The 16327-nt window shown below is 70.0% G+C and carries 16 protein-coding genes; 5 read left to right on the top strand and 11 right to left on the bottom strand.

All coding sequences use genetic code 11. The annotated features are described in order from the left end of the window. Positions 1 to 31 precede the first annotated feature (31 nt). Both V1227_RS35680 and V1227_RS35675 read left to right on the top strand, forming a co-directional pair. The gene (locus V1227_RS35680) at positions 32 to 1135 is read left to right on the top strand and encodes an epoxide hydrolase family protein (protein WP_329789569.1); all 1104 of its coding nucleotides are present in this window, start codon (positions 32 to 34) and stop codon (positions 1133 to 1135) included. Beyond that, positions 1132 to 2223, top strand: a complete 1092-nt coding sequence (locus V1227_RS35675; protein ID WP_329789568.1) for a winged helix DNA-binding domain-containing protein — start codon at positions 1132 to 1134, stop codon at positions 2221 to 2223. Before V1227_RS35680 ends, V1227_RS35675 begins: the two co-directional genes overlap by 4 nt. Here V1227_RS35675 and V1227_RS35670 read toward each other — a convergent pair. Next, positions 2220 to 3110: a LysR family transcriptional regulator gene (locus V1227_RS35670; RefSeq protein ID WP_329789567.1), complete on the bottom strand. Its 891-nt coding sequence runs from the start codon at positions 3108 to 3110 to the stop codon at positions 2220 to 2222. The two genes, V1227_RS35675 and V1227_RS35670, sit on opposite strands and share 4 nt — an antisense overlap. 73 nt (positions 3111 to 3183) lie before the next feature. On the opposite strand from V1227_RS35670, the gene V1227_RS35665 reads away from it, so the two are divergent. Beyond that, positions 3184 to 4077: an EamA family transporter gene (locus tag V1227_RS35665; RefSeq protein WP_329789566.1), complete on the top strand. Its 894-nt coding sequence runs from the start codon at positions 3184 to 3186 to the stop codon at positions 4075 to 4077. Here the strand turns inward: V1227_RS35665 and V1227_RS35660 are convergent. Continuing rightward, a complete protein-coding gene (locus V1227_RS35660) occupies positions 4001 to 5500 on the bottom strand; it encodes a cobyric acid synthase (protein WP_329794191.1) in 1500 nt (499 codons plus the stop codon). The two genes, V1227_RS35665 and V1227_RS35660, sit on opposite strands and share 77 nt — an antisense overlap. Positions 5501 to 5528: 28 nt before the next feature. Between V1227_RS35660 and V1227_RS35655 the strand changes: the two genes are divergently transcribed. Beyond that, positions 5529 to 6209: a hypothetical protein gene (locus V1227_RS35655; RefSeq protein ID WP_329789565.1), complete on the top strand. Its 681-nt coding sequence runs from the start codon at positions 5529 to 5531 to the stop codon at positions 6207 to 6209. Here the strand turns inward: V1227_RS35655 and map are convergent. The 7 genes from map to dxr all read right to left on the bottom strand — a co-directional run bounded on the left by map (position 6196) and on the right by dxr (position 13590). Then, a complete protein-coding gene (gene map / locus V1227_RS35650; protein ID WP_090096010.1) occupies positions 6196 to 7053 on the bottom strand; it encodes a type I methionyl aminopeptidase in 858 nt (285 codons plus the stop codon). The two genes, V1227_RS35655 and map, sit on opposite strands and share 14 nt — an antisense overlap. Positions 7054 to 7063: 10 nt before the next feature. Then, positions 7064 to 7192, bottom strand: coding sequence for a hypothetical protein (locus V1227_RS35645; protein ID WP_329789564.1), 129 nt, complete (start codon positions 7190 to 7192; stop codon positions 7064 to 7066). Then, entirely contained in the window at positions 7192 to 8982 is a 1791-nt protein-coding gene (locus V1227_RS35640; RefSeq protein WP_329789563.1) for a penicillin-binding transpeptidase domain-containing protein, read from the bottom strand. The genes V1227_RS35645 and V1227_RS35640 overlap by 1 nt, the downstream gene beginning before the upstream one ends. Before the next feature lie 18 nt (positions 8983 to 9000). Next, positions 9001 to 9852, bottom strand: a complete 852-nt coding sequence (locus tag V1227_RS35635; RefSeq protein ID WP_329789562.1) for a GNAT family N-acetyltransferase — start codon at positions 9850 to 9852, stop codon at positions 9001 to 9003. A 208-nt stretch (positions 9853 to 10060) separates the two neighbouring features. After that, positions 10061 to 11191, bottom strand: coding sequence for a flavodoxin-dependent (E)-4-hydroxy-3-methylbut-2-enyl-diphosphate synthase (gene ispG / locus V1227_RS35630; RefSeq protein WP_329794190.1), 1131 nt, complete (start codon positions 11189 to 11191; stop codon positions 10061 to 10063). 49 nt (positions 11192 to 11240) lie between these two features. Continuing rightward, positions 11241 to 12452, bottom strand: coding sequence for a M50 family metallopeptidase (locus V1227_RS35625; RefSeq protein ID WP_329789561.1), 1212 nt, complete (start codon positions 12450 to 12452; stop codon positions 11241 to 11243). 7 nt (positions 12453 to 12459) lie between these two features. Then, positions 12460 to 13590, bottom strand: a complete 1131-nt coding sequence (gene dxr, locus V1227_RS35620) for a 1-deoxy-D-xylulose-5-phosphate reductoisomerase (RefSeq protein WP_329789560.1) — start codon at positions 13588 to 13590, stop codon at positions 12460 to 12462. A 136-nt stretch (positions 13591 to 13726) separates the two neighbouring features. On the opposite strand from dxr, the gene V1227_RS35615 reads away from it, so the two are divergent. Next, positions 13727 to 13993 carry a GlsB/YeaQ/YmgE family stress response membrane protein gene (locus V1227_RS35615; RefSeq protein ID WP_236225234.1) on the top strand — a complete coding sequence of 89 codons (267 nt, stop codon included), beginning with the start codon at positions 13727 to 13729 and terminating at the stop codon, positions 13991 to 13993. A gap of 62 nt (positions 13994 to 14055) precedes the next feature. Here V1227_RS35615 and V1227_RS35610 read toward each other — a convergent pair whose 3' ends face one another. Further along, complete coding sequence (locus V1227_RS35610; protein ID WP_236225233.1) at positions 14056 to 14706, bottom strand: response regulator; 651 nt, start codon at positions 14704 to 14706, stop codon at positions 14056 to 14058. Continuing rightward, a complete protein-coding gene (locus V1227_RS35605; RefSeq protein WP_329789559.1) occupies positions 14703 to 16307 on the bottom strand; it encodes a histidine kinase in 1605 nt (534 codons plus the stop codon). The genes V1227_RS35610 and V1227_RS35605 overlap by 4 nt, the downstream gene beginning before the upstream one ends. Between the last annotated feature and the right edge of the window lie 20 nt (positions 16308 to 16327).

Here is a 16327-nt window from a genome sequence, read left to right as displayed (position 1 = left end):
CGGCTGTCCGCACGAGCCCATAGCGGGGGCCATGGAGATCACGCCGTTCCGCATCGAGATCCCGCAGGCCGAGGTCGACGACCTCCGCGCCCGCCTGGCCGGCACCCGCTGGCCGGAGGACGACCTGCCCGGTGTCGGCTGGTCCTACGGCATCCCGCTGAGCTACCTGCGCCCGCTCGCCGAGTACTGGGCCGACGGGTTCGACTGGCGTGCGCAGGAGGAGCGGCTGAACTCCCACCCGCAGTTCACGACCGAGGTGAGCGGGCAGCGCATCCACTTCCTGCACGTCCGCTCGAAGAACCCGGACGCGCTGCCCCTGCTGCTCGTGCACGGCTGGCCGGGCTCGGTGGTCGAGTTCCTGGACGTGGTCGAGCCGCTCTCGCAGGACTTCCACCTGGTGATCCCGTCGATCCCGGGCTTCGGCTTCTCGGGCCCGGTGCGCAAGTCCGGCTGGAACGTCCTGCGCGTGTCGTGGGCGTTCGCGAAGCTGATGGAAGCCCTGGGCTACGACCGCTACGGCACGCAGGGCGGCGACTGGGGCTCGGGCATCGCGCAGGAGATCGGCCGGGTGTTCCCCGACCACGTCGTCGGCGTGCACGTGAACATGCTGCAGACGTTCCGTCCGCAGGGCGTGAACGACCTCTCGCCCGAGGAGATGCGGGCGCTGGAATCGCTCGACCACTACCAGAAGGAACTCTCCGGCTACATGCACCTGCAACGCAGCCGGCCGCGCACTCTCTCGTACGCCCTGACGGACTCACCGGTCGGACAGCTCGCGTGGATCGCGGAGAAGTTCCACGACTGGACGGACAACAACGGCGTGCCCGAGGACGCCGTGGACCGCGACCGGATGCTGACCAACGTGTCCGTCTACTGGTTCACCGCCACCGCGGGCTCGTCCGCGGCGCTCTACAAGGAGCAGTCCGCGGCCTGGGGCAAGCAGCAGCCGTCGACCGTGCCGACGGGCGTGGCCGTCTTCCCGCACGACCTCAGCCTGCCGGTGCGGTCGCTGGCGGAGAAGACGATCCCGTCGATCGTGCACTGGACGGAGTTCGACCGCGGCGGCCACTTCGCCGCGATGGAGGAGCCGGACCTGCTGGTCCAAGACATCAGGAAGTTCTTCGGATCACTATGAGCACAACACTTTCCCACCGCACCCTCAACCGCACGCTCCTCGCGCGGCAGATGTTGCTGCAACGCACCGACATGCCGATCGTCCAGGCCGTCGAACACCTCGGCGGCCTGCAGGCGCAGGCGCCGATCCCGCCCTACCTCGCCCTCTGGGCGCGGCTCAAGCCGTACAAGGTCGACGCGCTGAGCAAGCTCATCATCGACCGCTCCCTGGTGCGGATGACGCTGTGGCGCGGCACCCTGCACCTGATCTCGGCCGACGACGTGTACCTCATGCGCACGGCGTTGCAGCCGGAGCTGAACAAGTGGGCGAAGACCGTGATGCCGCCCGCCACGCGCGTCGAGGTCGACCTCGAGAAGCTCGCCCGGATCACGCGCGAGTACGTCGACGCCGAGCCGCGCACGGTCGCCGAGATCGGCGCGCACCTCGAGGAGCACTTCCCCGGGGCGAAGGCCCGCGAGCTGTCGACGCAGGCGCAGATGCTCGTGCCGATGATCCAGGTGCCGCCGCGCGGGATCTGGGGCGTGGGCGGTGTTCCGCAAAACGTCGCCATGGCCACGTGGCTCGGCCGCGAGCTGCCGGAGAAGGCCGCGGTGCCGGAGCTCGTCGAGCGGTACCTGCGGGCGTTCGGGCCGGCGACGCTCGCGGACATGCAGGCCTGGTCGCGGTTGGTCGGGCTCAAGGCGCACGCGGCGGACCTCGACCTCGTGGAGTACCGCAACGAGGACGGCAAGGTGCTGCTCGACGTCCCGGACGGCGTGATCGTGCCCGAGGACGTGCCCGCGCCCGCACGGCTGCTCCCCGCGTTCGACAACGTGCTGCTCGGGCACGCCGACCGCAGGCGGATCATGAGCGAGGACGCGCGCTCGCGGTGGGGCGCGGTTCGCAACGCCGTGTTCCCGCCGACGTTCCTCGTGGACGGGTTCCTGCGCGGCACCTGGAACGTGGTGGAGAACAAGGACGCGGCGACGCTGACGATCGAGCCCTACTCCAAGACCACGAAGAAGGACATGGCCGGCGTGATCCGGGAGGCCAAGGCGGTGCTCAAGGTGATGGCACCGAAGAAGCCCCATGTCGTCGTGGCGCCCTAGGCGACCTGCCTGATCACGTCGAGCGCCGCGGTGATGGCGGGCCTGCGCGAGGCCTGGGTCCGCCACACCGCGTACAGCCGCCGGGTGGGCGTGGGCCGCAACGGCACGATCCTGACCGTGCCCGGCACCTCCCCCCTGCCGAGCCGCGGGATCAGCGCGACCCCGATCCCCTTGTCCAGCAACGCGATCTGCGTCCGGTACTCGCTGATCCGGTAGGCCACCACGGGTTCGATGCCCGCGCCGTGGAACGTCCGCTCCAGCCAGTCGAAGCAGATCGAGCCCTCGGTCTGGCAGATCCACCGCTCGCCGGCGAGGTCGACCGGTTCGAGGAACTCCCTGTGCGCCAGCGGGTTCGTGGCGGGGATCAGCACCTCGGCGACGTCCTCGACGAGGTACTCGCGGGACAGCGACTCCGGCACGGGCAACGGCGTGTTCGCCCAGTCGTGCACGATCGCCATGTCGAGCTCACCGCGGGCGACCGCCTCGGTGGCGTAGGGCGGGTCGATCTCCGTGAGCCGCACGTCGAGTGCCGGGTGCTGCTCGCCCAGCCGCGCGAGCACCTCGGGCAGCAGGCCGCGCGCCGCCGTGGCGAAGGAGCCGACGCAGAGCCTGCCGATCGCGGCGCCGCGCTGTTCCTCCAGCGCCACCTCGGCCTCCTCCACGAGCTTGAGCACCTGGTCGGCGGTCTCGGCGAGCAGCCGGGCCGCGTCGGTGAGGCGCACACCGCGTCCGTTGCGCTCCAGCAGCGTGGTGCGAGTCTCGCGTTCGAGCTTGGCGATCTGCTGCGAGACGGCGGACGGCGTGTAGCCGAGCACGTCCGCAGCGGCGCCGACGGTCCCGTGGGTGGCGACGGCGTGCAGGGCCTTCAGTCTGCCGAGATCGAGCATGTAGTGATGCTAAACCCATCACCTTAGGAATCGGAACTAGTGCTAAACAGTTAGCACGCGCAAGCTTGAGCCCATGAGTCCCCGCCACGTCCTGCTCGCCGTTCTCGTCGCCGCCATCTGGGGCTTCAACTTCGTCGTGCTCAAGGTCGGCCTCGACGAGTTCCCGCCGATCCTGTTCTCCGCGCTGCGCTTCCTCGCGGCGGCGGTCCCCGCGATCTTCTTCGTCGGGCGGCCGAGGGTGGCGTGGCGCTGGATCGTCTCCGTCGGGCTGGTGCTGGGCGTCGCGAAGTTCAGCTTCCTGTTCATCGGCCTGAAGGCGGGCATGCCGGCGGGCCTCGGGTCGCTGGTCCTGCAGAGCCAGGTGATCTTCACGACCCTGTTCGCGGCGGTCGTGCTCCGCGAACGGCCGAAGTCCGTGCAGATCACCGGGATCGCGCTGGCCGTCGCGGGCATCGGGGTCATCGCGTGGGACTACGGGCTCTCGTCGCCCCTGCTCGGGTTCGTGCTGCTGATCGCCGCGGCGGCCTGCTGGGGCGTGTCGAACGTGCTGATGCGGTACGCACGACCCGCGGACGCGCTGCGGTTCATGGTGTGGGTGAGCGCGGTCGCGGTGCTGCCGTTGTTCGCGCTGTCGGCCCTCACGGAGGACATGAGCGCGCTCGGCGACCTCGGCTGGTCCGGGATCGGCGCGGTCGGGTACGTCGCGTGGATCTCGACGCTGCTCGGGTTCGCCCTCTGGGGGTTCCTGCTGCGCCAGTACGAGTCATCCGTCGTGGCGCCGTTCTCGCTGCTGGTGCCGGTGTTCGGGATGTTCTCGGCGTGGGCGTTCCTCGGCGAGGACCTGAGCGGGCTGCAGGCCGCGGCCGGCGGGCTCGTGCTGGCCGGGCTCGCTATCCCGCAGCTGCTGGGGCGCCGGGCGGCACGAACGGCAGTCCTGCCGGAACCCCTCGTTCCAGCAGGTCGATGACGGCCTTCGTGTCGAGGTGGTCGGCGACCAGGTCGCCCAGCAGGTCCAGCTGGGCCTCGCGGGCGGCCTGGAAGCTCACCTCGGCCGGCTCGAAGTCGCGGCCGGCGCGGTCGGCGGCCCAGCGCAGGAACCTGCGGCGGAACGCGTCGTTCTCCAGCAGGCCGTGCCAGTGCGTGCCGAGGACCCTGTCGGTCTGCGCGCCCTCGTCGCCGATCAACGGCTGCTCGGCGCTGCGGACGACCTGGCCGTGGTGGATCTCGTACCCCGTGACGGGTTCGCCCCAGGCGACGTCCGACGGCGTGGCCAGCGTCTTGCGCCGCCGGAAGCGGATGTCGACGTCGAGCAGGCCGAGCCCGTCGACCGCGCCGCGCCCGGACTCGACGTCGTCCTCGATCCGCTTCGAGAGCATCTGGAACCCCCCGCAGATGCCGAGGACCGGGCCGTCGAAGCGCGCGATCGCCTGTGCCAGGCCGGTTTCGCGCAGCCAGGCGAGGTCGGAGACGGTGGCCTTCGAGCCGGGCAGCACCACCAGGTCCGCGTCGGCCAGCCTCGACGGCTCCGTCACGAACCGCACCGAGACGCCGGGCTCGCACGCCAGCGCCTCCACGTCGGTGGCGTTCGAGATGCGCGGCAGCCGGATCACGGCGACGCGCAGCCAGTCCCTCACCGGCGGCCGAGGCCGGCCGATCACGCCGTCGGCGTTGTAGGACAACGAGTCCTCGGCGTCGAGCCACAGCTCCTCGCGCCACGGCAGCACGCCGAGCACCGGCCGGCCGGTGAGCGCCTTCAGCTGGCGCAGCCCGGGTTCGAGCAGGCGCTGGTCGCCGCGGAACTTGTTGACGACGAACCCCGAGACCAGCGCCTGGTCGGCCGCGTCCAGCACCGCGACCGTGCCGAAGAGGTGCGCGAACACGCCACCGCGGTCGATGTCGCCGACCACGAGCACCGGCAGGTGCGCGTTGACCGCGAGGCCCATGTTCGCGATGTCGTCGGCGCGCAGGTTGATCTCGGCGGGCGAGCCCGCGCCCTCGCACACGACGACCTCGTGGTCGCGCCGCAGCTCGTCCAAAGTGGACAGCACGGTGCCGAGCAGCTGCCGCTTGCGGTCGCGGTAGCTCAGCGCCGACACCTCGCCGACCGCCTGCCCGAGCACGACGACCTGGGACGTGCGGTCGCTGCCGGGCTTGAGCAGCACCGGGTTGAACCGGACGCTGGGCTCCTTGAACGCCGCCCGCGCCTGCACCGCCTGCGCCCGCCCGATCTCACCGCCGTCGAGTGTGACGAACGAGTTGTTCGACATGTTCTGGGCCTTGAACGGCACGACGTCGACGCCCTGGCGTGCCAGGAACCGGCACAGACCGGCCACCAGGACGCTCTTGCCCGCGTCGGAGGTCGTCCCACAGATCAACATCGCGCCCCGCATGGACGCCAATGCTGCCATCATCACCCCCATGGTCACCGTCGTGCTCATGCACAGCCCGTTCCTCGGCCCGTCGAGCATGCGCCCGCTCGCCGACGAACTGGCCTCCGACGGGGTGGCCGTCCTGCTCGTCGACCTGCAGATGACGGTCAACGAGGCCCCGGTGCACCAGCGGCTGATCGGCGCCTTCGCCGACGCACTGGAGGACGCCGGGGTGTCCGGCCCGCTGGTCCTCGTGGGCCACAGCGGAGCCGGTCCGCTGCTCCCCGCCTTCGCCGACGCCCTCGAACTGGACGTGGCCGGCCTCGTGTTCCTCGACTCCGACCTGCCGACGCCGGGCAGGGCGTGGCGCGAGACCGTCGACCCCGCCCTGGTGAGCCAGGTCAAGGCGTCCGTGCGCGACGGCAGGCTGCCGCGCTGGGACCGCTGGTTCGACTCCGACCCGCTGCGGCTCGTGCCCGCCGGCCTGCGCGAGGAGATGCGCGACGAGGCACCCGAGGTGCCGTGGGAGTTCCTGAAGGAGCAGCGCCCGAGCGTCGAGTGGCCCGGACCCTGCGGCTACGTGCTGCTGTCCCCGGTCTACGAGGACGCGGCGGTGCGCGCGGAAGGGCTCGGGTGGCCGGTCGAGCGCGTCGAGGCGCACCACCTGGCGGCCGCGACGTCGCCCTCGTCGGTCGCGGCCGCGGTGAAGTCCGTGGTCAGCAGACTGTGAGGATCTCCGAGCCGGTCTCGGTCACGACGATCGTGTGCTCGAACTGGGCGGTCCAGCTCTTGTCCTTGGTGGTGACGGTCCAGCCGTCGTCCCACATCTCGCCCTCGTAGTCCCCGAGCGTGATCATCGGCTCGATCGTGAACGTCATGCCGGGCTCGAGCACGGTCTTCACCGACGGCTCGTCGTAGTGCAGCACCACGAGGCCGCTGTGGAACGTCCGGCCGATGCCGTGGCCGGTGAAGTCGCGCACGACGCCGTAGCCGAACCGCTTCGCGTACGCCTCGATGACGCGGCCGACGACGTTGAGCTCGCGACCGGGCTTCACGGCCTTGATGGCGCGCATGGTCGCCTCGTGCGTGCGCTCGACGAGGAGCTTGGCCTCCTCCGAGACGTCGCCCGCGAGGAAGGTGGCGTTCGTGTCGCCGTGCACGCCGCCGATGAAGGCCGTGACGTCGATGTTGACGATGTCGCCGTCCTCGACGACGGTGCTGTCCGGGATGCCGTGGCAGATGACCTCGTTCAGCGAGGTGCAGCACGACTTCGGGAAGCCGCGGTAGCCCAGCGTCGACGGGTACGCGCCGTTGTCGCACAGGAACTCGTGCGCCACCGCGTCGATCTCGTCCGTCGTCACGCCGGGCACGACGACCTTGCCGGCCTCCTGCAGCGCCTGGGCCGCGAGACGGCCGGCGACGCGCATGGCTTCGATGATCTCCGGCGTCTGCACCCAGGGGTCGGTGCCGCGCTGCGGCGCGGGCTTGTCGACGTACTCGGGACGCACGATGCGCGAGGGCACCTGACGCCGCGGAGATTGCACACCGGGTTGCAGTGGGGCACGAACAGCCATGCGTTCCACATTAGCCGCCTACGCGCGGACCACCCTGAACCTGGTCCTCGGCACGAGGTTCGGGCACGCGCGGCGCGGGCAGGAGGATGCCTGCCCGCAGCAGGCGTTCGCGCAACGTCAGGTCGCTGGTCTTGCTCATCACGGCACCGCCTTGAGGAACCTCACCGCCACGTCCACGGCCGGGGTCGAAGTCTCACCGCTGAGCACCAGGGTCGCGAACGCGAGATCGCCCCGGTAACCCATGAACCACCCGTGCGAGTGCACTCCGTCACCGAACTGTGCGGTACCAGTCTTCCCGCGCACGTCTCCGTACGGCTTGAGTTGCGGTGCAGTGCCGTAGTCGACGACCTCGCGCATCATCTGCCGCACCGGGTCGAGCGCGGCGGCGGGCGGTGCGGCCGGCTGCTTGTCCGCTTTGGTCTCCTTGCCCCGCACCAGTTGCGGCACCGGCATCGAGCCCTTCGCGATGGACGCGCCGACCAGCGCCATGCCGAACGGCGACGCCAGCACCTTGCCCTGCCCGAAGGCGTCCTCCGCCCGTTCCACGACGTCGGTCGCGGGCGGCACGGAGCCGGTGATCGTGGTCAGCCCGGGGACGTCGAAGTCGACGCCGAGGCCGAGCGACAGCGCGGAGTTCGTCAGCAGGTCCGCCGGCATGTCGACGGCGAGCTGCGCGAACGTGGTGTTGCAGGAGAACGCGAACGCCGAGCGGAACGGGATGGTGCCCTTGTCGAACTCCGAGGAGTTCGGCACGATCCGCCGCCCGTCGATGGTGGTCTTGCCGGGGCACGGCAGCGGGGTGTCGGCGGCGGCCTTGCCGGACTGGATCGCGGCGAGCGCGCTCACGGCCTTCATCGTCGAACCCGGTGGGAAGCGGCCGGTCAGCGCGAGAGCCCCCTGCGCGTCGGCCGGGTCGTTCTGCGCGACGGCGAGGACGTCCCCGGTCGACGGCTGGATCGCGACGAGGATCGCGGGCTGCGTGACCGGTTCGACGGCGTCCTCGGCGGCGGCCTGGATCGAGCGGGACAACGCGGTGCTCACGGCCTTGGCGGGCTCGGGCGCCTTCGAGTGCAGCTCGTCGACCTCGTTGCCCTGCGCGTCGACCGTGGCGATCCGGAAGCCCGCGTCACCGGCGATGTCGTTCTCGACCAGCTTGCGCACGGCCGGCAGCACCTGCGAGCCGAAGTTGCGGCTCGGCGCCAGCAGCGACGTCTGCGAGCTGAACCGCACGCCCGGCAGCTCGTAGATGGCGGGCTTCACCGACTGGTAGTCCGGATCGCGCAGCGCCGCGACCTGGTAGGCCTGCCCCTCCGGCGTCTTGGCCACGCCGTCGGTGATCGTCTGCTGGGTGATGGCCTTGTCGAGCGGGTTGAGCGCGTCCGCGAGGGCCTTGCTGACGGCCCCGACGTCCCCGGCCTCCTTCGCGACGAGCAGCACCGACACGACCCGTTCCGGCGCCAGCAGCGGCGTGCCGTCGCGGTCGAGCACCGGCGCCGGGTCGGGCTTGAGCTCCGTGAGCCGCACGGACTGCTGCGGCGCGAGCTTCGGGTGCGCCACCGACGAGGCCCAGTGGACCTTCCACGTGTCGCCCTCCTGGCGCACGTCGAACTTGGCCGGGTACGTCCAGTGGCGGTTCTTGCCGAGGTCCCAGTCGAGGGTGACGCTCGCCTCGGACGCCGTCTCGCCGTTCTTGCGGATCTGGTCGACCTTGCTGCTGAGCCCCTCCGGTTTCAGGGCACCCCGGAACTTCTCCAGGGTCTCCTCGGCCTCGGCGGGGTTGTCGGTCATCCCGGCGGCACCCCGCACGTCACCGGACGCGAGCTTCGCCAGGAAGTCGTTGGTGATCTCCGGTGCCCCCGGTTCCGACTCGAACAGCCCGCAGCCGCTCACCGTCACCAGCACCACCGTGATCATCGCGAGTAGGCGCACTCGCGCGAGTATGCCCTCTCAGAAGAGGACAGTGGCGTATTGCCCGACCTGTTCGAAACCGATTCGGCGGTAGGCGGCCTGCGCCACGTGGTTGTAGCCGTTGACGTAGAGGCTCGCGGTCCTGTTCAGAACCCTGGTGAGGCGGTCGGCGACGGCCGCCGTGCCCGCCGTGCCGATGCCCTCGCCCCTGCGGTCCGGGCGCACCCAGACCCCCTGGATCTGTCCGACGCGGCTCGACATGGCGCCGATCTCGGCCTTGAAGACGACCTCGCCGTCCTCGAACCTGGCGAACGCCCGGCCCGCGGCGATGAGCTCGGTGACTCGTGCGCGATAGCCCGCGCCGCCGTCCTCGGCGCACGGGTCGATGCCGACCTCTTCGATGAACATGCTGATCGCCGCGGGCAGGTAGCGGTTCAGCTCGCTCGGCCTGACCTGCCGGACCGCGGGGTCCGGGGTGGTCTTCGGGGCCGTCGAGATGGCCATGAGGGGCTGGTCCGCCCTGACCTCCCTGGCCGGGCCCCAGTCCGGCCGGAGCTCGTCCCAGAGGGTGAGGACCTGTTCGGCCGGGCCCACCAGGCTGGAGCACATGCGGCCTCTGCGGCGGGCCCTGTCCGCGAACATGCGCATGGCCGCCGCGCTGCCCTTGAGGGGGATCAGGTTCGGGCCGCTGAAGCACAGGCCGTCGATCGTGCCCCTGGTCGGCTTGCTGTCCGAACCCCACATCTCGCCACCGAGGCGCCACGGGTCCAGGCCGGCGACTTCGACCCTTGCGGCGACCATGCACGCGGCTACGGGGTCTGATTCGAAGACCCCGCGTACGTCGATCAGGTCGCGTTCGTCCAGCACGCGCGCTCCGGCCAGCCTCAGCACGTCATCCAGCGTGCCAGATTCGCGCGCGAATTGGGATCAGCCGTTGGTGCGGAGCAGGGGTGATGGTGGTTGCGTTTATTCTGCGGCCGCTGTGCGAACCGTCCCGTCGAGGTGGCACGCCGGTTCTCGCGGTGACGGATGGCTTCGGCGTCGCGACAAAGCGAAGGGCGCCCCGTGGGAGCGCCCGTCGGTGGTGCTGTTGTTGCTGCTAGCCGACGGTGACGGCGGGCGCGCCGCCCTCTACCGGCTCCATCTCCTCGGCGAGGCGCATGGCCTCTTCGATGAGGGTCTCGACGATCGCGTGCTCGGGGACGGTCTTGATGACCTTGCCCTTGACGAAGATCTGGCCCTTGCCGTTGCCGCTCGCCACGCCCAGGTCGGCCTCGCGGGCCTCACCGGGGCCGTTCACGACGCAGCCCATGACGGCGACGCGCAGCGGCACCTCCATGCCCTCCAGACCGGCCGTGACCTGCTCGGCGAGCGTGTAGACGTCCACCTGCGCGCGGCCGCAGGACGGGCAGGACACGATCTCCAGCTTGCGCGGGCGCAGGTTGAGCGACTGGAGGATCTGGTGGCCGACCTTGATCTCCTCGACCGGCGGGGCGGACAGCGACACGCGGATCGTGTCGCCGATGCCCTGGCGCAGGAGCGCGCCGAAGGCCACGGCGGACTTGATGGTGCCCTGGAAGGCCGGGCCCGCCTCGGTGACGCCCAGGTGCAGCGGGTAGTCGCACTGCTCGGCCAGCAGTTCGTAGGCGCGGATCATGACCACCGGGTCGTTGTGCTTGACCGAGATCTTGATGTCGTGGAAGTCGTGCTCCGCGAAGAGCGAGGCCTCCCACATCGCGCTCTCGGCCAGGGCCTCCGGGGTGGCCTTGCCGTACTTCTGCAGCAGGCGGGGGTCGAGCGAGCCCGCGTTGACGCCGATGCGGATCGGGGTGCCGTGGTCGCGCGCGGCGGCCGCGATCTCCTTCACCTGGTCGTCGAACTTGCGGATGTTGCCGGGGTTCACGCGCACCGCGGCGCAGCCGGCCTCGATGGCGGCGAAGACGTACTTCGGCTGGAAGTGGATGTCGGCGATCACCGGGATCTGGGACTTCTTGGCGATCGCCGGCAGCGCGTCCGCGTCGTCCTGCGACGGGCAGGCGACCCGGACGATGTCGCAGCCGGCCGCGGTGAGTTCCGCGATCTGCTGCAGCGTCGCGTTGACGTCCGAGGTGAGGGTCGTCGTCATCGACTGGACGGAGACGGGGAACTCGCTGCCGACACCGACGTTGCCGACCATCAGCTGCCTGGTCTTGCGACGTTCCGACAGCACCGGCGGCGGCAGTGCCGGCATTCCGAGCATCACGCCGTCACTCATGGGTTGTGCACCTTTCCGTAAATCACTACTGCAACCTGATCGGGTTGACGATGTCGGCGGTCACGGTCAGCAGCGTGATGGCGCCACCGATGAAGATGACCACGTAGGTGAGGGGCAGCAGGCGCATGTAGTTGACCGGTGCGCCGGCGGGCTTCCCGCGGAGCTTCCTCACCCAGTCTCGCACCCGTTCGTAGAGGTTGACGGCGATGTGACCACCGTCAAGCGGGAGCAGCGGCAGGAGGTTGAACACACCCACGAAGAAGTTCAGGCCCGCCAGCATCAGGATGAAGAACGCCCAGAGGCCCCGCTCCGCCGCGTCACCGCCCAGGCGCGACGCGCCCACGACGGAGATGGGGGTGTCGAGGTCGCGCTCGCCGCCGCCGATGGCCTTGACCACGGCCGGGATGCGCTCCGGGAAGCGCATGAGGCCCTTCCAGGTGTTCACGAACATGTCGCCGGTGAACGCGATGGACGCCGGCACCGCCGCGAGCGGGCTGTACTCGAAGTTCTGCTGCCAGGTGACGCCGATGGCGCCGACCTCCTTGACCTCGCGGCCGCCCTTGCCGTCCGTCACCTCGCGGGTGACCTTCGGCACGTTCACCGTGAGGGCCAGTTCCTCGCCGTTGCGCTTGACCTTGAACTCGGTCGGGCCGCTCAGGTCGCGGGTGACCTTGAGCATCTCCGACCACGTCGAGATCGGCTTGCCGGCGATGGCCGTGACCTCGTCGCCGGGCCTCAGGCCCGCGTCCTTGGCCGGGGCCGGGGCGCCCGGCTGGCACGGCGCGGTGAGGCCGACGGTGTGGTCCTGGACGCACGGCGTGATCTCGGCGAGGACCGGGAGGTCCTTGTTGTTCGGCAGGCCGAGCGACATCGCGAGGACGAGCAGGATGAGGAAGCCGAGGATGAAGTGCGTGATGGAGCCGGCGGCCAGCACGACGACGCGCTTCCACACCTTCTGGTTGTAGAAGGCGCGCTTGCGGTCGTCCGGGTGGACGTCGTCCAGCGCCGTCATGCCGGTGATCTCGCAGAAACCGCCGGCCGGGATCGCCTTCAGGCCGTACTCGGTCTCGCCCTTGCGGAACGAGAAGATCTTCGGGCCGAAACCGATGAAGTAGCGGGTGACCTTCATGCCGAAGGCCTTGGCGGTCAGCAGGTGCCCGAACTCGTGCAGCGCGATGGACACCGCGATGCCGAACGCGAACAACAGCACCCCGAGGATGTTGATGAATGTGTTCACGAGTAGTTCAGTTCCTTCCAACCAGCTCGCGGGCACGTGCGCGTGCCCAGTCCTCGGCGGCCAGCACCTCCGCGACGTCCGCGGGGTCCTTCTGCCAATCGTTCGCCTCGCCGAGAACCTGGCCGATGGTGTCCACGATCGACAGGAACGACGTCTTCCCCGCCACGAATGAGGCGAGTGCCTCCTCGTTCGCGGCGTTGTAGATCGCAGGGTGGCACCCACCCGCCTTGCCGGCCTGCCGCGCGAGCTCGACCGCCGGGAAGGTCACGGTGTCCAGCGGCTCGAACGTCCACGAGGTGGCGGTGTCAAAGGTACAGGCGGCGGCCGCACCCGGTACGCGCTCGGGCCACCCGAGGCCCAGCGAGATGGGGAGCCGCATGTCCGGAGGCGACGCCTGCGCGAGCGTCGAGCCGTCCGTGAAGGTCACCATCGAGTGAATGACGGACTGCGGGTGCACGACCACGTCGACGCGGTCGTAGGGCACGCCGAACAGCAGGTGCGCCTCGATCAGCTCCAGGCCCTTGTTGACGAGGTTCGCCGAGTTGATGGTGACGACCTGCCCCATCGACCACGTCGGGTGCGCCATGGCCTGCTGCACGGTGACCGATTCGAGTTCTTCGCGGCTTTTGCCCCGGAACGGCCCGCCGGAGGCCGTCAGAACGAGTTTGTGGACCTCGTTCTCGGTGCCGCCGCGAAGGCACTGCGCGAGTGCCGAGTGCTCGGAGTCGACCGGGACGATCTGGTCCGGCTTGGCCGCCTTGAGCACGAGCGACCCACCCGCGATGAGCGACTCCTTGTTCGCGAGCGCGAGCACGGCGCCGGTCTCGAGCACCTTGAGCGACGGCTCGAGCCCCCTGGACCCGTCCATGCCGTTGAGGACGACGTCCGCCGGACACGCCTCGATCAGGTCGACCATGCTGGTCAGCGTCCTGACACCGGGCACGTCGGCGCCGTTGGCCACGGCGACCGTCTTCACGTCGAACTCTGCTGCCTGCTGCTTCAGCAGGTCCAGCTGACGCCCACCCGCGCCGAGCCCGACGACCTGGAAGCGGTCGCGGTTGCGCCGGATGACGTCGAGCGCCTGGGTCCCGACCGAACCGGTCGACCCCAGGATCAGGACAGTGCGTGGAGTACTCATCGCCCCTCATTGTTCCGGAGAGTGCCTGAGAGCCTCGGCACGGCCCGCTACTTTGATAACGGAGTGGTTTTGGAGGTGTGAAGTCGCCGGATCGAGGGCATTCCACGATCGTCAAGTCGTTGGAAGGAGATTCTCGGTGGGCATCCTCGGATGGATCGTGCTCGGCCTGCTGGCCGGAGCCATCGCCAAGGCGATCATGCCGGGTAAGGACCCGGGCGGAATCATCATCACGATGCTGATCGGCATCGTCGGCGCGATCCTGGGCGGTTTCATCGGGTCGGCCATCTTCGGGACCAGCCTGGGCAATTTCTTCGATCTCCGGACGTGGCTGCTGGCCATCGTCGGATCGCTGGTCCTGCTGGGCGTCTACCGCCTGGTCACGGGACGACGCAGCCACGCTTAGCCGCACACACGACGTTTGAGGCCGTTCGGGTGACACCCGAACGGCCTCTCGTCTTTTCCGGGTCAGTTCGCGATGCCCGCGTCCCGCGCCAGCAGAGCCGCCTGCACCCGGTTCGTCAGCCCCAGCTTCGCCAGCAACCGCGACACGTACGTCTTCACCGTCGCCTCGGACATGTGCAGCTTCGCGCCGACGTCCGCGTTCGACATCCCCTGCCCGAGCAGCGCCAGCACCTCGACCTCCCGCTCGGTCAGCCCCTCGACGGCCTTCTGCGCCTCCTGCCGCTTCGGCTGCCCGGACGTCGCCACCATGCCGACCACGCGGGACGTGACCATCGGCGACAGGTACGCCTCGCCGTTGTTCACCGCGCGCACGGCGCGCAACAGCTCCTCGGGCGCGGAGTCCTTCAGCAGGAAGCCCGCGGCGCCGTCGGACAGGGCCCGCACGATGTTGTCGTCCTCGCCGAACGTCGTCAGCATCACGACCCGCACGGACGGCGCCACCGTCCGCAGCTCGCGGGCGCACGCCAGACCGTCCATGCGCGGCATGCGGATGTCGAGCACCGCCACGTCCACGCGGCGTTCGCGCACGACCTGCAGCGCCTCGCGGCCGTCGCCGGCCTCCGCCACGAGCTCGATGTCGTCGGCGGTGCCGAGGATGGCCTTGATGCCGGCGCGCATCAACGGCTCGTCGTCGGCGATGAGCACCCGGATCATTGACCAGTCCTCTGAACGTGGATCTTCTTCTCGACCAGCTTGCCGTCCCGGAAGCAGAAACGCACCACCCTGGTGCCCTTCGCGAGGTACGACTGCTCGTCGGTGATGTGGTAGACGCACCGGGCACCGGGCGGCTCCGGGGAGGCCTGCGACTTGCGTTCGCCGTCGGCCACCAGGGGCTCGTCGCCGTTCGGGAGCAACGCGCGCACGTCGGCCTCGGGCTGGCCCTCCTGGATCTTGTCCAGGTTCTCCTGCGAGACGACCTCGGTCACCGGTTGCGCGCCGAGGTACGTGAAGCCGCCGATGATGATCGCCAGCACCACGGACGCGCCCGCGATGGAGCCGACGCCCGCCCACTTGCGGATGCCGCGCGGCGACTCGGTCTCGTCCTGCTCGTCCTCGGGCTCGTCGGGGAGCGCGGTCTCCTCGTACGGCAGCACGGCGGCGATGCGGAAGCCACCGGACGGCAGCGCGCCCACGTGCAGGATGCCGCCCGCCACGCGCACGCGTTCCGTCAGGCCGATGAGTCCCACGCCCGGTGCGCCGCTCGGCGAGCCGTTGCGTGACGGGTTGTTGCGGACTTCGACGACCAGGGCGTCCGGCTCGTACTTCACCGTCACCTGCACGGCCGCGCCCGGCGCGTGCTTGGCGGCGTTCGTGAGCCCCTCCTGCGCGACGCGATAAGCCGCGTGAGAGACACGGGACGGCAAAGGGTGTGCTTGTCCGCCGCGCACCAGACTGACCAGAACACCAGCCTTGCGCGCGTCGGTGACCAACGAGTCGATGGACTCCGCGGTGCGTGTCGCCGGGTCGTCGTCGGGACCGTCCTCGGCCCGCAGAACGCCGATGATCGCCCGCAGCTCCCCCATGCCGGTCAGCGCCGCCGAGCGCAGCACCCCGATCGCCTCGCGCTGCTTCTCCCCCAGCGACGGGTCCAGCGCCAGGGCGCCAGCGTGCACCGAGATCAGGGAGAGCCGATGGCCGAGGCTGTCGTGCATGTCCTGGGCGATGCGGCTGCGTTCGCGCAGGCGGACCTGCCGCGACAGCATCTTGTGCTCGCCGCGCATGCGCGCCTCGCGGTCCTGCATGGCCTGGACGAGCGCCTCGCGCTGCGCGAGGTACCGGCCGACGAGGAACGGCAGCGCCACGCCCACGCCGAAGATCGTGATGAGGATGAGCATCCCGTAGACGGGGTCGAACTCGAGCGGGCGCGCGTCCCAGTCCCACAGCAGGACCACGACGACGAACGTCAGCGCGGTCGACGCGACGGCCTTGACCCACGATTCGATCCGGCGGCCCGCCGTGTAGCTCAGCACGACCATCGCCGCCGGTCCGAGGAAGGGCAGCGCCGCACCTCCGATCATGGTCGTCGCCGGGAACAGGTGCCGCAGCGGCAGCAGCACCACGTAGACGGCGGCGATGCCGGCGAGCGACCAGCCCGTCGCCTTCGTCTCGGCCCACGGGCCCGGCCACACGTCCAGCAGGAGCGCGGCGACCATGACGACCAGGTCGCCGACCAGGCGCACCACGGTCAGGCCGCGGAACCGGGCCAGGGCGTCGGCGCGGAACGCCTCGGCCCTGGTCCGCACAGCAGTAATCACGCTCTCAAGCTACGAGACGT

It is taken from the genome of Lentzea sp. DG1S-22 (genome assembly GCF_036321065.1).
Taxonomy (GTDB): domain Bacteria; phylum Actinomycetota; class Actinomycetes; order Mycobacteriales; family Pseudonocardiaceae; genus Lentzea; species Lentzea jiangxiensis.
The sequence above is the reverse complement of the archived record's forward strand: the minus strand, read 5'-3'. Positions and strand labels throughout refer to the sequence as shown.